The 15,567-nt window shown below is 59.3% G+C and carries 16 protein-coding genes; 8 read left to right on the top strand and 8 right to left on the bottom strand.

All coding sequences use genetic code 11. The features are described 5' to 3' along the window. The first annotated feature begins 12 nt into the window (after positions 1-12). Together coaBC and O3S81_RS06415 are read left to right on the top strand one after the other, a co-directional pair. A complete protein-coding gene (gene coaBC / locus O3S81_RS06410) occupies positions 13-1,218 on the top strand; it encodes a bifunctional phosphopantothenoylcysteine decarboxylase/phosphopantothenate--cysteine ligase CoaBC (protein WP_269341660.1) in 1,206 nt (401 codons plus the stop codon). After that, positions 1,215-1,589, top strand: coding sequence for an MmcQ/YjbR family DNA-binding protein (locus tag O3S81_RS06415; protein ID WP_269341662.1), 375 nt, complete (start codon positions 1,215-1,217; stop codon positions 1,587-1,589). The genes coaBC and O3S81_RS06415 overlap by 4 nt, the downstream gene beginning before the upstream one ends. 6 nt (positions 1,590-1,595) lie before the next feature. Here O3S81_RS06415 and O3S81_RS06420 read toward each other — a convergent pair whose 3' ends face one another. The 3 genes from O3S81_RS06420 to ubiE all read right to left on the bottom strand — a co-directional run bounded on the left by O3S81_RS06420 (position 1,596) and on the right by ubiE (position 5,057). Then, on the bottom strand, positions 1,596-2,510 hold the full coding sequence (locus O3S81_RS06420) for a sterol desaturase family protein (protein WP_269341663.1): 915 nt from the start codon (positions 2,508-2,510) through the stop codon (positions 1,596-1,598). A gap of 158 nt (positions 2,511-2,668) precedes the next feature. After that, complete coding sequence (ubiB, locus tag O3S81_RS06425) at positions 2,669-4,243, bottom strand: 2-polyprenylphenol 6-hydroxylase (protein ID WP_269341665.1); 1,575 nt, start codon at positions 4,241-4,243, stop codon at positions 2,669-2,671. 37 nt (positions 4,244-4,280) lie between these two features. Beyond that, the gene (gene ubiE / locus O3S81_RS06430) at positions 4,281-5,057 is read right to left on the bottom strand and encodes a bifunctional demethylmenaquinone methyltransferase/2-methoxy-6-polyprenyl-1,4-benzoquinol methylase UbiE (RefSeq protein WP_269341667.1); all 777 of its coding nucleotides are present in this window, start codon (positions 5,055-5,057) and stop codon (positions 4,281-4,283) included. A 143-nt stretch (positions 5,058-5,200) separates the two neighbouring features. Between ubiE and mutM the strand changes: the two genes are divergently transcribed. The 4 genes from mutM to dnaA all read left to right on the top strand — a co-directional run bounded on the left by mutM (position 5,201) and on the right by dnaA (position 9,699). Further along, positions 5,201-6,097 (top strand): bifunctional DNA-formamidopyrimidine glycosylase/DNA-(apurinic or apyrimidinic site) lyase, encoded by an 897-nt coding sequence (gene mutM, locus O3S81_RS06435; RefSeq protein ID WP_269341668.1) that lies wholly within the window; start codon positions 5,201-5,203, stop codon positions 6,095-6,097. A gap of 46 nt (positions 6,098-6,143) precedes the next feature. Further along, positions 6,144-6,905 carry an enoyl-CoA hydratase gene (locus O3S81_RS06440; protein ID WP_442864892.1) on the top strand — a complete coding sequence of 254 codons (762 nt, stop codon included), beginning with the start codon at positions 6,144-6,146 and terminating at the stop codon, positions 6,903-6,905. 195 nt (positions 6,906-7,100) lie between these two features. Next, positions 7,101-7,367 (top strand): 30S ribosomal protein S20, encoded by a 267-nt coding sequence (rpsT, locus tag O3S81_RS06445; RefSeq protein ID WP_269341670.1) that lies wholly within the window; start codon positions 7,101-7,103, stop codon positions 7,365-7,367. Positions 7,368-8,235: 868 nt separating this feature from the next. Continuing rightward, positions 8,236-9,699 carry a chromosomal replication initiator protein DnaA gene (dnaA, locus tag O3S81_RS06450; RefSeq protein WP_269342412.1) on the top strand — a complete coding sequence of 488 codons (1,464 nt, stop codon included), beginning with the start codon at positions 8,236-8,238 and terminating at the stop codon, positions 9,697-9,699. A 62-nt stretch (positions 9,700-9,761) separates the two neighbouring features. Here dnaA and hemW read toward each other — a convergent pair whose 3' ends face one another. From hemW to rph, 3 genes are read right to left on the bottom strand one after another with little or no spacing between them, the layout of a single operon-like run. Beyond that, positions 9,762-10,961: a radical SAM family heme chaperone HemW gene (hemW, locus tag O3S81_RS06455; RefSeq protein WP_006310172.1), complete on the bottom strand. Its 1,200-nt coding sequence runs from the start codon at positions 10,959-10,961 to the stop codon at positions 9,762-9,764. A 5-nt stretch (positions 10,962-10,966) separates the two neighbouring features. Beyond that, positions 10,967-11,611 carry an RdgB/HAM1 family non-canonical purine NTP pyrophosphatase gene (gene rdgB / locus O3S81_RS06460; RefSeq protein WP_269341672.1) on the bottom strand — a complete coding sequence of 215 codons (645 nt, stop codon included), beginning with the start codon at positions 11,609-11,611 and terminating at the stop codon, positions 10,967-10,969. A gap of 17 nt (positions 11,612-11,628) precedes the next feature. Then, positions 11,629-12,345 (bottom strand): ribonuclease PH, encoded by a 717-nt coding sequence (gene rph, locus O3S81_RS06465; protein WP_269341674.1) that lies wholly within the window; start codon positions 12,343-12,345, stop codon positions 11,629-11,631. 135 nt (positions 12,346-12,480) lie between these two features. Between rph and hrcA the strand changes: the two genes are divergently transcribed. After that, complete coding sequence (gene hrcA / locus O3S81_RS06470) at positions 12,481-13,572, top strand: heat-inducible transcriptional repressor HrcA (protein ID WP_269341676.1); 1,092 nt, start codon at positions 12,481-12,483, stop codon at positions 13,570-13,572. Between the two features lie 113 nt (positions 13,573-13,685). Continuing rightward, the gene (gene grpE, locus O3S81_RS06475) at positions 13,686-14,321 is read left to right on the top strand and encodes a nucleotide exchange factor GrpE (RefSeq protein ID WP_269341677.1); all 636 of its coding nucleotides are present in this window, start codon (positions 13,686-13,688) and stop codon (positions 14,319-14,321) included. An 81-nt stretch (positions 14,322-14,402) separates the two neighbouring features. On the opposite strand, the gene ptsN is transcribed toward grpE, so the two are convergent. Continuing rightward, positions 14,403-14,864 (bottom strand): PTS IIA-like nitrogen regulatory protein PtsN, encoded by a 462-nt coding sequence (gene ptsN / locus O3S81_RS06480; RefSeq protein WP_003503792.1) that lies wholly within the window; start codon positions 14,862-14,864, stop codon positions 14,403-14,405. Between the two features lie 81 nt (positions 14,865-14,945). Further along, a complete protein-coding gene (hpf, locus tag O3S81_RS06485; RefSeq protein WP_269341679.1) occupies positions 14,946-15,518 on the bottom strand; it encodes a ribosome hibernation-promoting factor, HPF/YfiA family in 573 nt (190 codons plus the stop codon). Positions 15,519-15,567: the final 49 nt, after the last annotated feature.

Below are 15,567 nucleotides of genomic sequence, written 5' to 3' on the forward strand. Positions count from 1 at the left end.
TGGTCCGGCATCATGGCGCTTTCAGGCAAACATATTCTCCTCATTATCTCCGGCGGCATCGCGGCCTATAAGAGCCTCGATCTTATCCGCCGCCTGAAAGAGCGCGGCGCGAAGGTGACGCCGGTCATGACCAAGGGCGCGCAGGAATTCGTCACGCCGCTTGCCGTCGGCGCGCTTTCCGCCACCCATGTCTTTACCGAGCTTTTTTCCAGGCAGGATGAACAGGATGTCGGCCATATCCGGCTGGCGCGCGATTGTGACCTTGTGCTGGTAGCACCCGCCACCGCCGATCTGATGGCGAAGATGGCGCATGGCCTGGCCGACGATCTCGCTTCCACGGTGCTTCTGGCGACCGACCGCAAGGTGCTGGTCGCACCCGCCATGAACCCGAAAATGTGGACGGCGAAGCCGACGGCGCGCAATGCCGAAACCCTGAAGAAGGATGGCGTGTTTTTCATCGGGCCCATGGCCGGCGAGATGGCGGAGAAGGGCGAGGCGGGCCTTGGCCGCATGGCGGAGCCTTTGCAGATCGTCGAAGCCGTTGAGTCATTGCTGGATGGTGGTCCGAAGCCGCTCGAAGGCAAAACGGCGATCGTCACCTCCGGCCCGACGCATGAGCCGATCGATCCGGTGCGCTATATCGCCAACCGCTCTTCCGGCAAGCAGGGCCATGCCATTGCGGCGGCTCTGGCGGAATTGGGCGCAAAGGTCACGCTGGTTTCCGGCCCCGTCACCATCGCCGATCCGGCCGGGGTCACGACGATCCATGTCGAGCGCGCCGAAGAAATGCGCGATGCGGTGATTTCGCGGCTCCCGGCGGATATCGCCGTCATGGTCGCTGCAGTCGCCGACTGGCGGGTGATGGGCTCATCGGAACAGAAGATCAAGAAGCAGCCGGGCGATGCGCCACCGGCGCTGCAGCTGACGGAGAATCCGGATATTCTCAAGACCGTCGGCCACCATGAAAAGCGTCCCAGGCTTGTGGTGGGTTTCGCCGCCGAAACGCAGGATGTCGAGAAAAACGGCCGCGCCAAGCTGGAACGCAAGGGTGCGGACTATATCGTCGCCAACGATGTCTCGGCCGAGACCGGCATCATGGGCGGAGACCGCAACAGCGTGAAGATCATTTCGGCTGATGGTGTCGAGGCCTGGCCGGATCTCGACAAGGCGGACGTCGCAAGGCGTCTGGCCAGCCTTATCGCGGAGAAACTCGCATGACCTTCTTCGATCGCAAGACATTCGACAGGGTGCTTGGCGAATGGCCGGGCGTGAGGTTCGTCGATCAATGGGATTCGCATGTCGCCAAGGTGGGCGACAAGGTCTTTGCGGTGCTGGGCGAGCGGGAGGACTGGCGGCTGGTGGTGAAATGCTCGGAAGAGAGTTTTGAAATCCTCACCTCGCTTGAAGGCATCGCTCAGGCGCCTTATTTCGCCAAACGCAAATGGGTGTCGATTGGTGATCATTCGCCGCTCGAGCAGGAGGAACTGGAGCATTATGTGCGCCGTTCCTATGAGCTTGTCGCAGCCGGCCTGACAAAAAAGCTGCGGGGCGAGCTCGGCATCGTGATCGACACCGCGCTCAGCCGGTAACTTGCGTCAATTGACGTTCTTGTCCTTGCCGATGATCTGGCGGACGCCTTCCTTGGTGAAGGGCTGCAGGAGCTGCGGCACAAACCCTTTTGCTATCTCACCCTTGATGCCGATATCGGTGGAAGAGGGCCGGTCGGGATTATGGTAGGACCCGAAGATTATATCGAAGATGACGAGGTTCTCGCCGTAATTGGTATTGCCTTCCGGAAGCTGTTTCGAATGGTGCCAGCGATGCAGGCGCGGGGTGCTGAAGACATAATCGAGCAGCCCCGTTTTCATATCGACGTTGCAATGGGTCAGGATACCGATGAATGCGGTCACGGCACCCAGCCACCAGAAGACCTGAAGCGGCGCACCCATGAAATAGAGCGGAATCTGGCTGAGCGCGATCTTGAACAGGGAATCGGCCACATGGAACCGGCCGGTATTGACGACCCAGAGCCGCACGACACTATGATGCAGCGCGTGGAAGCGCCAGAAGAAAACGGTTTCATGCGCGATGCGGTGGGCCCAGTAGAGACCGAACTCGGCAATCGTTACCGCCAGCGCGACCTGAACGATCATCGGCAGATAAGACGGCCACATGTCGAAGCGCATCGCCGCCAGCGGCTGCAGCACATTGGCGGCCAGCATCGGGAAGATTGCCGCTGCGGCGGCGGCAAGTTGCACGAGCCCCTTGGTCAAAAGCGTGTGGCCGATGCTGGTCATGGTCTCGCCGTCGCCCTCAAGCCATTCGACTTCATAGGGAATGTAGCGCTCGAGAAGAAACAGGCTCAGAACCGCGCCCGCATAAACGGCCAGAAAGGCCGCGATGGGATGGCTGCCCGTGAAAGCGAAATAGGACCCCACGAGGCCGCCGACGAAGACGAGCGGCCACGAAGAATAGGAAAGGGCCTGTTTTATTACCTGCGTTTTTGCCATGAAACTCAAATCCCGTCCGGCATCATTCGGCTCTCAAGTGCCGGCGCAATTCCGCGCAGGCATCAAAGCAGCCCTTACCCGCATCGATTACCTGTCTCGCTTGAAGATCAGGCTCTTATCGCTCCAATACGTTACACAAACATGGCACTAGCCGCCCGTCAGCTCACCCTGATCGCAATGTAGACAAGCGTCAGTGCTATCACCCAGAGCGCGATGCGCCCCCATTTGGTGTGGCGCGCTTCCGCCTTGCCGATGGCTTCCGCCGTCTGCGCGTCGAAACGCAGGCCGTTTTCGCTCATATACATCAGTTCGGAATGCAGTTTTTCCGTCTTGGCGGCGATCTCGGGTGCCGCTTCGGCGAGCTTGAGAGCGGCCTTTACGCCGTCCTTCAGATCGGTGACGATGCGCTTCGGCCCGAGATTGTCCCTGATCCAGCCGCCGACGACCGGATCGGCCGCCTTCCACATGTTGAAGCGGGGGTTGAGCATGCGTGACACGCCTTCCACCACCACCATGGTCTTTTGCAGCATGACGAGTTCCGGCCGCGTTTCCATGTCGAAAAGCTCGGTCACTTCGAAGAGCAGCGTCAGAAGCTTGCCCATGGAGATCGTCTCGGCCGGTTGGCCGTGGATCGGCTCGCCAATGGCGCGGATCGCCTGAGCAAAGCTGGCTTTATCGTGATGGCCCGGCACATAACCGGCCTCGAAATGCACTTCCGCCACCCGCATGTAGTCACGCGTAATGAAGCCATAGAGGATTTCGGCAAGGAAGCGGCGTTCCTTTTTGCCGAGGCGTCCGGCAATGCCCATATCCACGGCGACGATCTCGCCCTCGGCATCAACGAAGAGATTGCCGGGATGCATGTCGGCATGGAAAAAACCGTCACGCAGCGTGTGCCGCAGGAAGGACTGGATCAGCGTATCGGCCAGCTTGTTCAGGTCGTGGCCGGCCGCCTTCAGCCCCTCTATATCCGACATTTTGACGCCGTCGATCCATTCCATGGTGACGACATCGCGGCCGGTGCGTTCCCAATCCACCTCCGGAACACGGAATCCGGGATCATCCTTGGTATTTTCCGCAAGTTCGGAAAGTGCGGCGGCCTCGAGCCGCAGATCCATCTCGATCTTGGTCGTCTGCTCCAGCGTGCGGGTCACCTCGACCGGGCGCAGGCGGCGCGCAGAGCGGACGAAACGCTGCTGCAAATCCGCGATCAGATACATCGCCTCGAGATCGTTCTGGAAACGCTGGCGCACACCGGGGCGGATGACTTTGACCGCCACCTTGCGCGGCCCCTTCGGCGTATCCACCATTGCCGGATGCACCTGGGCGATGGAAGCGGCGGCAATCGGATCGCCAAATTCCCTGTAGAGATCGGACACCGAGCGTCCGAGCGAGCCTTCGATATTGGCCTTCGCCGCGGCGGCCGGGAAGAAGGCCATGCGGTCCTGAAGGCTTGCGAGATCATCGGCGAAATCGGCGCCCACCACATCCGGCCGGGTGGCGAGGAACTGGCCCATTTTCACATAGGACGGGCCAAGCCGCTCGACGGCCACGGCCAGCCGGTCGCTGCGCTGCGCCCGTTTCGCCTTGCTGCGGGCGAAGGGCTTCAGCAGGGCCTTCAACAATTGCGCCGGGGCAGGCAGGTCATCGGACGGCAGGGCCAGCACGACGCCTTCGCGCACGAGAACCCAGCCAACTCTTGCGAGGCGGAAATATGCGCCCAAAGTGCTCATGCTTATGCTTGTCTCCTGCGTCTGCCGGCCATGGGTCTCAAAGTTTCCAGCCGGAATGCAGGGCGGCGATGCCGCCGGTGTAGTTGGTATAGGTGACGCGGGAGAAGCCGGCGGTGCGGATCATCGACGCAAAATCCTCCTGATTGGGGAATTTGCGGATCGATTCGATCAGATATTGATAGGGCTCGGCATCACCGGTGATCATCTTGCCGAATTGCGGAATGGCGTTGAACGACCAGGCGTCATAAACGCGGTCGAGCAGCGGCATGTCGACTTCGGAAAATTCCAGCACCAACAAACGTCCGCCGCGTTTCAGCACACGATGGGCCTCCTTCAGCGCGACATCGATGCGCGGCACGTTGCGGATGCCAAATGCGATCGTATAGGCGTCGAAGCTGTTTGCCTCGAAGGGCAGTTCCTCGGCATTGGCCTCGACGAAGGTCAGATTGTCGGAAAGCTTCTTTTTCGCCGCGCGCTCCTCGCCGACGGCCAGCATCGAGCCGTTGATATCGAGAACCGTGGCATGGGCCAGACGGTTGGAGGCTTCGATGATGCGGAAGGCAATATCGCCGGTGCCGCCTGCCACGTCCAGAATCCTGTAGGAAGGATCCTTGCGCGGCGAAAGCGAGGAGACCATGGCGTCCTTCCACAGCCGGTGCAGGCCGGCCGACATCACGTCATTCATGATGTCGTAGCGCTTGGCCACCTTGTGGAAGACTTCGTTGACCAGCCCCTGCTTCTTGCCTTCATCGACCTTGTGAAAGCCATAGGACGTTTCCATGCCGCCTTCTGCGGTCGTACGGGCGTCGGTCATCGTCTGTCTCCATATTTATTGCGTGGCGGACCATAGCGGAAACGCCATGGCAACGCTATCTGTTGCCGCATCGCCTTGGCGCGACATTTCGCGTGCCCTGTATAGACCACATGGTCCTAACGATAAACTGCCGGATAAGCCAGATGCCAGAATTGCCAGAAGTCGAAACCGTCAGACGCGGCCTCGCACCCGCCATGGAAGGTGCAAGGGTCCGCAAGCTCCATCTCGGCCGCCCCGATCTGCGTTTTCCGTTTCCAGCGGATTTCGCGGGGCTCATTGAGGGCAAGACGATCATCTCGCTCGGACGCAGGGCGAAATATCTTCTCATCGAGCTGGAGGACGGGCTGATAATCGTGTCCCATCTTGGCATGTCGGGCTCGTTCCGCATCGAGGCGGAAAAGGGTGAGGGGGCTGAAGCGCCCGGCGCGTTTCATCATGCCCGCTCGAAAGATGGCAAGCATGACCATGTCGTCTTTCATCTGGATAAAGGAGAGGAGCGTGTCTGCGTCATCTATAATGATCCGCGCCGCTTCGGCTTCATGCATCTGGTGGAGCGCAACAAGCTTGACCTCTATCCCGCCTTCGCCGAGCTTGGCCCCGAGCCGACGGGCAATGCGCTGAGCGCCGATTATCTGGCGAGCCGGTTTGAGGGCAAAAGCCAGCCGCTCAAAAGTACGCTGCTGGATCAGAAGGTCATTGCCGGGTTGGGCAATATCTATGTCTGCGAGGCGCTGTGGCGCGCCCATCTTTCTCCCTTGCGGGCGGCGGGAACGCTGGTGACGAAGGGTGGCAAGCCGAAAGCGCAGCTCACCGATCTGACGGACAAAATCCGCGACGTGATCGCCGATGCCATTGCTGCCGGCGGTTCCTCCCTGCGTGACCATATACAGACGGATGGGACGCTTGGTTATTTCCAGCATTCCTTTTCGGTCTACGATCAGGAAGGCCAGCCTTGCCGGACACCCGGCTGCGGGGGTACGGTTGAAAGGGTGGTACAGGCCGGTCGTTCGACATTCTATTGTGCCGCCTGCCAGAAGTGACAGTGCTGCAAGTTACGGAGAAGGGGAGATTGCCGTGGACTATGAAATGATACTGGTCGAGAAACGCGATGAGGTGGGCGTCATCACGCTCAACCGCCCCAAGGCGCTCAACGCCCTCAATTCGGTGCTTCTGAAAGAGCTGCGGCACATTCTGTCTTCGTTTTCCGCCGATGACTCCATCGGCGCCATCATCATCACCGGCTCGGAAAAGGCATTTGCCGCAGGGGCCGACATCAAGGAAATGCAGGGGCTGGATTTTGTCGATGCCTATGTCGGCGATTTTCTCGGCGGCTGGGACGATGTTGCGGCGACCCGCAAACCCGTTATCGCCGCTGTTTCCGGCTTTGCGCTCGGCGGCGGCTGCGAGCTGGCGATGATGTGCGATTTTATCATCGCTTCGGATACGGCGAAGTTCGGCCAACCGGAAATCACCCTTGGCGTCATTCCCGGCATGGGCGGTTCCCAGCGGCTGACGCGGGCGGTGGGCAAGGCAAAGGCCATGGACCTGGTTCTGACCGGCCGGATGATGGATGCGGCGGAAGCCGAGCGCGCCGGCCTCGTGTCGCGTGTCGTGCCGGCTGCAGACCTCATGGACGAGGCGGTGGAGGCCGCGACCCGCATCGCTTCCCTGTCGCGTGCTTCCGTTCTGATGGCCAAGGAAAGCGTCAACCGCTCCTTCGAAGTCCCGCTTGCCGAGGGGCTGAGATATGAAAGACGCGCCTTCCAGTCGCTCTTTGCCACGGCGGACCAGAAGGAGGGCATGGCTGCCTTCGTTGAAAAGCGTAAACCCGCTTTCCGGAATCGCTAAGGATTCGGAATATCGGCGCTTTTAAGCGTTTTGCGCGTTGACGGGGGGGCGCTTTAGCGGTATATGCCCGCCCACGGTTAAGGAAAGCCATCCGGCTTGTCCGAAATTACTCCCGCATTCTTGGGTTACGTGAGGTCGTCGAACGACCCGATCCTCTGGTTGCGGAATTTGGTTTGAATTCGAAGAGAGGCATACATGGCCAATACAACTTCGGCGAAAAAGGCGACCCGCAAGATCGCTCGCCGTACCGCAGTCAACAAGGCTCGCCGTTCGCGCGTTCGCGGCTTCATCCGCAAGGTCGAGGAAGCAATCGCTACCGGTGATCTCGCAATCGCCACCGAAGCTCTGAAGGCAGCTCAGCCTGAGATCCAGCGCGCCGCGACCAGGGGCGTCCTGCACGGCAACACCGCATCTCGCAAGGTGTCGCGTCTCGCACAGCGCGTGAAGGCTCTTTCCGCCTAATCCGGCTAATCACAAATAATTATTCTAAAAGCCTGGTCTTTTGACCGGGCTTTTTGTGATTCTAACCGCCCGTTAACCATTGCTGCCGTAACGTGACAAATGCGTGTCAGATGGACGACAGAAAAACTGAAATAAAAACAAGTACTTGCTGGAGGTCTCCCGGAAAATGGGAAGCTTTCTCTACGGAAGTCGCGGCTAGTTTTGAGTCAAGCAGATTTTTATTTTTTCGGTAAAAACAGCTCTCAAAAATTGCCAAAATTGAATCTCATTGATTCATAAGCGATTCTGCTTCGCACCTCGTCGGTGATGCAAAACGGCCTTTGCGAGTCAATGGCCGATCTGAGTTTTTGCAGAAAAAACGCCATTGATCTCTCCCCACGATCCTGCCTAAATGCATTCCAACAAGGGGTGCGGATCTCAGTCCACAGATTATCTCGATGATCGTATCGACGATATTGATCTCTTGCTGACGGGTCTTTCGGGGTCCGTTTTTTCAGGTCATGGAGCTTTTTGTGCCGTTTCGGTCTCGGAACGGGCAGGGGTTTTTTGTCCTCAAGAATGCGCCTTAAGGTTGTGACGAAAGGAGCGTTTTTAGCGTGTCGCAGGCCTCTCCATGAGGGGGAGGGAAATGGGATAACCGACTCGCAAACGGGTAGTCGCCTTTGACGTTCTTTCGAGGGGAACGCTGGGGGCAGAAATAAACGAGGGGGATCCCTGGCGATCGATCTTTGGTCGTCAGGCTATGATTGGCAATTTGAAAGGCGGCAATATGCAATTGAATTTGGCGATGGGTGCGGTGGCTGATGGGGACCGCGCACCAAAGGCATGTGATGCAGCTTGCTCAGATGCGGCAGGGGACAAATTGGCAATGAAGCACGATGCGCTGTTTGAACGTTTTAGCGCGCGGCTCAAGGCACAGGTTGGTCCGGAGGTCTATGCAAGCTGGTTCGCACGGCTCAAACTCCATACCGTTTCGAAAAGCGTCGTCCGCTTTACCGTTCCGACGACTTTTCTGAAGTCCTGGATCAACAACCGTTACATGGATCTGATCACCAACCTCGTCCAGAGCGAAGACCCGGACGTGCTGAAGGTGGAGATTCTCGTCCGTTCGGCGAGCCGCCCGGTCCGTCCGGCGCAGGCCGAAGAGCGGGCACATCCGGTTCCGGAAATTGGCGCGGCACCGCGTAACAAGTCCTTCATTCCGTCGCAGCCGGCGGCGGCGCCCGCAGCACAGCCTGCAGCAGCGCAGGCGACCCTGCGTCAGGGTGGTTCCGGGCCGTTGTTCGGCTCGCCGCTCGACACACGTTTCACCTTCGACACCTTTGTCGAAGGCTCGTCCAACCGCGTTGCGCTTGCGGCGGCGAAGACGATCGCCGAAGCCGGTGCCGGTGCCGTGCGCTTTAATCCGCTGTTCATTCATGCGGGTGTCGGCCTTGGCAAGACACATCTTCTGCAGGCCATTGCCAATGCGGCGATCGACAGCCCGCGCAATCCGCGCGTGGTCTATCTGACGGCTGAATATTTCATGTGGCGTTTTGCGACTGCGATCCGCGACAATGACGCGCTGACGCTGAAGGACACGCTGCGCAATATCGACCTGCTCGTCATCGACGACATGCAGTTCCTGCAGGGCAAGATGATCCAGCACGAATTCTGCCACCTGCTGAACATGCTGCTCGACAGCGCCAAGCAGGTCGTGGTTGCGGCTGATCGTGCGCCCTGGGAGCTGGAATCGCTCGATCCGCGCGTACGGTCCCGTCTGCAGGGCGGCATGGCGATCGAGATCGAAGGTCCCGATTACGACATGCGTTATGAAATGCTCAACCGTCGCCTCGGCTCGGCGCGTCAGGATGATCCGTCCTTCGAGATTTCCGACGAAATTCTGACCCATGTGGCCAAGAGCGTGACGGCAAGCGGTCGCGAGCTTGAAGGCGCCTTTAACCAGCTGATGTTCCGGCGTTCTTTCGAGCCGAACCTCTCGGTTGATCGTGTCGATGAGCTGCTGTCGCACCTCGTCGGAACCGGTGAGGCCAAGCGTGTGCGCATCGAGGATATCCAGCGCATTGTTGCCAAGCACTATAATGTGTCGCGGCAGGAGCTGGTATCCAACCGCCGCACCCGCGTCATCGTCAAGCCACGCCAGATCGCCATGTATCTCGCCAAGATGCTGACACCGCGTTCCTTCCCCGAAATCGGTCGCCGTTTCGGCGGTCGCGACCACACCACGGTTCTGCATGCGGTGCGCAAGATCGAGGAACTGATTTCCGGCGACACCAAGCTCGGCCACGAGGTTGAGCTGCTGAAACGCCTGATCAACGAAAACAACGCATGAAAAAAGCGGCCTTCGGGCCGCTTTTTTATTGTTTATTGGGTGTAAGCAGGGTGGCGCTGGGTTCAGCAGGCGAGATCGGCGACGACCGCGTCCAGAATGAGCATGCCCGATGGGGTGCAGCGCAGCCGGGAATTGCCGAGCCTTTCCACGAAACCGTGTTGCAGAAGGAATTCCTCCTTCTCCGGATCGAGGTCGCGGCCGGAAAGATCGCTCCAGCGGGCGAGATCGATGCCTTCACGCAGGCGAAGGCCCATCAGCAGCAATTCATCAGCCTGTTCATCGACACCGAGCAATTCCTGATCGACCATGCCATGGCCTTCCCGCTCGACGGTTTCGAGCCAGGTCTCGGGGTGCCGCTCGGTGGCGGTGGCGAGCTTGGAAGCGCCTCGTGTCAGGCGTCCATGCGCACCGGGGCCGATGCCGGCATAATCACCGTAACGCCAGTAGGTGAGGTTATGGCGGCTTTCGGCGCCGGGCCGGGCGTGGTTGGAAACCTCATAGGCCGGCATGCCGTAACGCTCGGTGATTTCCTGCGTAGCCTCATAAAGCACGGCCGAATGTTCGCCATCCGGCACGATGAGTTTGCCGGCCTTGTGCAGGCCATAAAAGGGCGTGCCTTCCTCGATCGTCAGCTGGTAGAGCGACAGATGGTCGACGGCATAGGAGACAGCCTCCTTCAACTCGGCGTCCCATTCGGCGACCGTCTGGTTCGGGCGCGCATAGATGAGATCGAAGGACATGCGCGGAAAGATTTCCCGTGCCAGGCGGATGGCTTTCAAGGCGTCGGCAACATCATGCAGGCGGCCGAGGAATTTCAGGTCCCGGTCATTCAGCGCCTGCACGCCGAGCGAGACACGATTGACGCCTGCCGCCCGATAACCGCGAAACCGTTCCGCCTCGACGCTGGAAGGGTTGGCTTCCATGGTGATTTCGATACCGTCAGGCACATGCCAGAAGCGCGAGATGCCGTCCAGCAGGGCGCCGACCGTCTGCGGGTCCATCAGCGATGGTGTACCGCCGCCCATGAAGATGCTGGTCACGACACGCGGGCCGCTCAGCGTCCGCATGTGCTCCATTTCACGGAGAAAGGCCGCAGTAAACCGTTCCTGATCCACCGGCCGGTGGCGGACATGGCTGTTGAAATCGCAATAGGGGCATTTGGCCGCGCAGAAGGGCCAATGCAGATAGATCCCGAAACCGGGATCGCCCGTATCCGGCAGAAGCGATGCGCCGGGGGCAGAAAGTTGGTGCTCCCCGACCATCGGGTTCATGCCTCCAGGCAGGTTTCTACGAATTTTTTAAACGCGCGGGCGCGGTGAGAAAGTGCGAAAGCATCGCCATGTTTCCAGCCGTGTTTTTCATCCGCGCTCATTTCGCCGAATGTGGTGTCGTATCCCTCGGGTTTAAAGACGGGATCATAACCGAAACCGCTCGTTCCGCGCGGCGGCCACACCACGGTGCCCTCCACCTCGCCACGGAAATATTCGACATGCCCATCCGGCCAGGCCAGGCACAGCACGCTGACGAAGCGGCCGGTGCGATCTTCCGGTTTGGATGCGCCACGCTCGGCAAGCGCATTCTCGACCTTCTGCATCGCCATGGCGAAATCACGCGTACCGTCGGCCGTCTCCGCCCAATTGGCGGTATATACGCCGGGAGCACCGTCAAGTGCATCGATCACCAGACCGGAATCGTCGGACAAAGCCGGCAGGCCAGATGCCTTCGCGGAGGCAAGCGCCTTGATGGCGGCATTTTCCTCGAAGGTCGTGCCCGTTTCGTCCGGCTCTACAAAATTCAGCTCCGCCGCCGATTTGGCGGAAAAGCCAAAAGGTCCGATCAGATCGGCGATTTCGGCAATCTTGCCCTTGTTGTGGCTGGCGACGACGATCGTTCTGGTATCGAGCTTGCGCATGGCGTTTTCCTGTCGGCTCAGGCGATGGCCTGTTTCTGAAGGGAGACCAGCTCGCTGCATCCGGCCTTGGCAAGACCGAGCAGCGTCAGGAATTCTTCCTCGGAGAAGGGGGCGCCTTCTGCCGTTCCCTGAACCTCGACGATGCCGCCGGAGCCGGTGATGACGAAATTCGCATCGGTTTCGGCGGAGGAATCCTCGAGATAGTCGAGATCGATCACCGGCTGGTTGGCGAAGATGCCGCAGGAGATCGCGGCGATGTGGTCCTTCAGAACCTTCTCGACCTTGATCATGTTGCGGGTTTCCATCCATTTCAGGCAGTCATGCAGGGCAATCCATGCGCCGGTGATGGAGGCGGTGCGGGTGCCGCCATCGGCCTGGATGACGTCGCAGTCGATGCTGATCTGGCGCTCGCCAAGTGCCTGCAGGTCAACAACGGCGCGCAGCGAGCGGCCGATGAGGCGCTGGATTTCCTGCGTGCGGCCGCCCTGCTTGCCGGATGCGGCTTCGCGCTTCATGCGTTCATGGGTGGAGCGCGGCAGCATGCCGTATTCGGCGGTGACCCAGCCCTTGCCACTGTTGCGAAGCCATGGCGGCGTCTTTTCTTCAAGGCTTGCGGTGACGAGCACATGCGTGTCGCCAAATTTCACGAGACAGGAGCCTTCGGCATGTTTCGAGAAATTGCGCTCGAAGGAAACCTTGCGCATCTGGTCGGTTTTTCTGCCTGAAGGCCGCATATGATCCACTCTCCATGTTGGTTCCTGCCTTCTAAGGTGCGCTCCGGGCTTTTGCAAAGCCAATTTCCATTTTGCCGCGGCGTTGCAACGCATTATATTGGTGCAAGCTGGTTTGAACGACAAAGAACGGACGAAATGGGTTTTTCCGCACCGCTATCAAAAGATCAGGCATCACTGCTGGATGAACGGTCTCGGGAAATTTTCCGGCGCATCGTCGAAGGCTATCTCGATACGGGTGAGCCGCTCGGATCACGCAGCCTGTCGCGGCTTTTGCCGATGTCGCTGTCTCCGGCCTCCGTCCGCAACGTCATGAGCGACCTGGAGGAGCTTGGCCTCATCTATTCGCCGCATATCAGCGCCGGGCGCTTGCCCACACAGACGGGACTGCGCTTCTTCGTTGATGCCTTCATGCAGGTGGGTGATCTGCCGGCCGAGGAAAGGGCAAATATCGACCGTCAGATCGGGCCGGTCGCCGGCCACGAACAATCGCTGGAAGGCTTGTTGACGGAAGCGAGCCGCATGCTCTCAGGCATGTCGCGAGGCGCGGGCCTTGTATTGACAGCGAAGAACGACGTCATCCTCAAACATGTGGAATTCATCAGGCTGGAGCCCACCAAGGCGCTCGCCGTGCTGGTGGGCGACCACAATCAGGTCGAAAACCGCATCATCGAACTGCCGGCCGGCATTTCCTCCTCGCAATTGACCGAGGCGGCGAATTTCATCAATGCCCATCTGTCCGGCCAGACGTTGCAGGAACTGCGTGGCCAGTTCCAGACACAGCGGGCGGAGCTGCAATCGGAACTCGGCATATTGGCGCAGGATCTCGTGGAGCGTGGTCTTGCGGTCTGGGCGGGTGATAATGAGGAAGGCAAGCTCGGGCGGCTCATCGTTCGCGGCCGCTCCAACCTGCTCGAAGGGCTGGCCGGTGAGGAAGACATCGATCGGGTGCGCCTGCTGTTCGACGATCTGGAGCGCAAGGAAAATCTGATCGAGATACTCAATCTTGCCGAAAGCGGTTCGGGGGTGAGGATTTTCATCGGCTCGGAAAACAAGCTCTTTTCGCTTTCCGGTTCGTCGCTGATCGTCGCGCCCTATCGCGACGAGGAAAACCGCGTCGTGGGTGCGGTTGGCGTCATCGGTCCCACCAGGCTGAACTATGCCCGCATCGTGCCCATGGTGGATTACACGGCGCAGATCATGGCGCGCCTTTCCCGCAAGCAGAGATAGGACAGACCCGCAAGGTCGGAGAATGCGGCAAGCTTTTCGCCGCAAGCCTTGATTTTTGCCCGTCAAAGCTCGATATCGGGCGCAACCGACAACATTCAAATCTGGAGAACGTCATGACCGACGATACAAAAAAGCCCGGACCTGACGCGGACGTCGCCGAAGAGCTTATTGAACCCGCATTTGCCGGGGAAGAGCCCGCTGATGCTGCCGAGCCCGATCCGGCCGAGCTGCTCAAGGCGGAAAATGCCGATCTGCGCGACAAATTCCTGCGCCTTGCGGCCGAAATGGACAATCTTCGCCGCCGCACGGAACGCGATGTCAAGGATGCAAAGGCCTATTCGCTGGCTGGTTTTGCGCGCGACATGCTCGCTGTTTCCGACAATCTTCGCCGTGCGCTGGAAGCCATTCCGGACGAACTCAAGACCAATGGCGAAGCCGGTCTTAACGGCCTGATCGAAGGCGTCGAAATGACCGAGCGCTCGATGCTGTCGACGCTGGAACGCCATGGCGTGAAGAAGATCGATGCCGAAGGCCAGAAGTTCGACCCGAATTTCCATCAGGCCATGTTCGAAATTCCGAACACGGCGGTTCCGAACAATACCGTGCTGCAGGTGGTTCAGGCCGGCTTCACCATTGGTGACCGCGTGCTGCGTCCCGCCATGGTGGGTGTCGCCAAGGGCGGCCCGAAGGTGGAGACCGCCGCATCGGCCGAGCCGGGCACGTCCTCTCTCAATGAAAAGGATGCATGAGGCATTTGTCCTTGCGTCACAAAAAAACGCGCCTTAAGGGCGCGTTTTTTATTGCCATTACCTGAGGGGATCGGCCTGCGATCAAGCCGCGGTCGCCTGTTCCTGATTGAGGAAGGCGTAGATTGCCGTATCGGAATCGGTGGCACGCAGCTTGGCCACCAGTTCGGGGTCACGCAATGCGCGCGCAATGCGCGACAGCGCCTTCAGGTGATCCGCGCCGGCGCCCTCGGGCGCGAGCAGCAGGAAAACCAGGTCGACCGGCTGGTCGTCCAGCGCTTCGAAATCGACCGGCGTTTCAAGGCGCGCAAAAACGCCAGTGATCTGATGAATGCTGTTGAGCTTGCCATGCGGAATGGCAATGCCGTGGCCCACACCGGTGGAGCCAAGTTTCTCACGCTGGAGGATGACGTCGAAAACTTCCCGTTCCGAGACTCCGGTAATTCTGGCTGCCTTTGCAGCCAGCTCCTGAAGCAATTGCTTTTTGGAATTCACCTTGAGGGCGGGAATAATCGCATCTTGTTGCAGCAAATCTGCCAACGCCATTCTCTTTTTCCTTCATGCCATCGAGACGATGCAGGAGGCAGACACGCGTTGCGCTCTGCCTCCCATGTCTTGTCAGACTGTTCAGCTCTTGATCGTTTCCGCGTCGATCCAGCCAATATTGCCGTCGTGACGCCGGTAAACGATGTTGAGATATTCCTTGCCGGGGCTGCGGAACAGCAGAACCGGCTCATCGGTCATGTCGAGCGCCATGACGGCACTGGCGACGGACATGGTCTTAATCTGTTTCGAACTCTCCGCCACGATGGTGGGTGCATAATCTTCGGGAACCTCGTGGTCCTCATCGGGAACAGCATCCATCACCGTATAGGCGATTTCCGACAGCGCGCCGTTCAAACCACTGTGGTGGTCCTTCAGCTTGCGCTTGTAGCGACGCAGGCGCTTTTCAATCCGCTCTGCAGCGGCATCGAAGCTGGCTTGCGGATCATTTGCCTGACCCGCCGCATGCAACACAACGCCGGTATCGAGATGCAGCTTGCAATCGGCGGCAAAACGCGATCCGGACTTCTCCACGGTCACCTGGCCTGAATACCCCCCATCGAAGTATTTGGTAACCGCCAGACCTATATTGTCCTCGATCCGCTGGCGGAAAGATTCACCGATCTCCATATGTTTACCAGATACACGCACACTCATGGAAATTTTCCTTTTTGTAGTGATTTGCGAGTACCAGCTTACGTCAAGC

The organism is Agrobacterium sp. SOY23, from assembly GCF_027212525.1.
GTDB classification, from domain to species: domain Bacteria; phylum Pseudomonadota; class Alphaproteobacteria; order Rhizobiales; family Rhizobiaceae; genus Agrobacterium; species Agrobacterium tumefaciens_I.

What these genes read in the sequence shown, in the direction of transcription:
- O3S81_RS06415 (WP_269341662.1), top strand. Translation starts at nt 1,215, where the DNA reads ATGACCTTCTTCGATCGCAAGACATTCGACAGGGTGCTTGGCGAATGG.
- hpf (WP_269341679.1), bottom strand. Translation starts at nt 15,518, where the DNA reads ATGAGTGTGCGTGTATCTGGTAAACATATGGAGATCGGTGAATCTTTC.
- rph (WP_269341674.1), bottom strand. Translation starts at nt 12,345, where the DNA reads ATGCGGCCTTCAGGCAGAAAAACCGACCAGATGCGCAAGGTTTCCTTC.
- ubiE (WP_269341667.1), bottom strand. Translation starts at nt 5,057, where the DNA reads ATGACCGACGCCCGTACGACCGCAGAAGGCGGCATGGAAACGTCCTAT.
- dnaA (WP_269342412.1), top strand. Translation starts at nt 8,236, where the DNA reads ATGAAGCACGATGCGCTGTTTGAACGTTTTAGCGCGCGGCTCAAGGCA.
- ptsN (WP_003503792.1), bottom strand. Translation starts at nt 14,864, where the DNA reads ATGGCGTTGGCAGATTTGCTGCAACAAGATGCGATTATTCCCGCCCTC.
- mutM (WP_269341668.1), top strand. Translation starts at nt 5,201, where the DNA reads ATGCCAGAATTGCCAGAAGTCGAAACCGTCAGACGCGGCCTCGCACCC.
- coaBC (WP_269341660.1), top strand. Translation starts at nt 13, where the DNA reads ATGGCGCTTTCAGGCAAACATATTCTCCTCATTATCTCCGGCGGCATC.
- O3S81_RS06440 (WP_442864892.1), top strand. Translation starts at nt 6,144, where the DNA reads ATGATACTGGTCGAGAAACGCGATGAGGTGGGCGTCATCACGCTCAAC.
- hemW (WP_006310172.1), bottom strand. Translation starts at nt 10,961, where the DNA reads ATGGTCGGGGAGCACCAACTTTCTGCCCCCGGCGCATCGCTTCTGCCG.
- rdgB (WP_269341672.1), bottom strand. Translation starts at nt 11,611, where the DNA reads ATGCGCAAGCTCGATACCAGAACGATCGTCGTCGCCAGCCACAACAAG.
- ubiB (WP_269341665.1), bottom strand. Translation starts at nt 4,243, where the DNA reads ATGAGCACTTTGGGCGCATATTTCCGCCTCGCAAGAGTTGGCTGGGTT.
- grpE (WP_269341677.1), top strand. Translation starts at nt 13,686, where the DNA reads ATGACCGACGATACAAAAAAGCCCGGACCTGACGCGGACGTCGCCGAA.
- rpsT (WP_269341670.1), top strand. Translation starts at nt 7,101, where the DNA reads ATGGCCAATACAACTTCGGCGAAAAAGGCGACCCGCAAGATCGCTCGC.
- hrcA (WP_269341676.1), top strand. Translation starts at nt 12,481, where the DNA reads ATGGGTTTTTCCGCACCGCTATCAAAAGATCAGGCATCACTGCTGGAT.
- O3S81_RS06420 (WP_269341663.1), bottom strand. Translation starts at nt 2,510, where the DNA reads ATGGCAAAAACGCAGGTAATAAAACAGGCCCTTTCCTATTCTTCGTGG.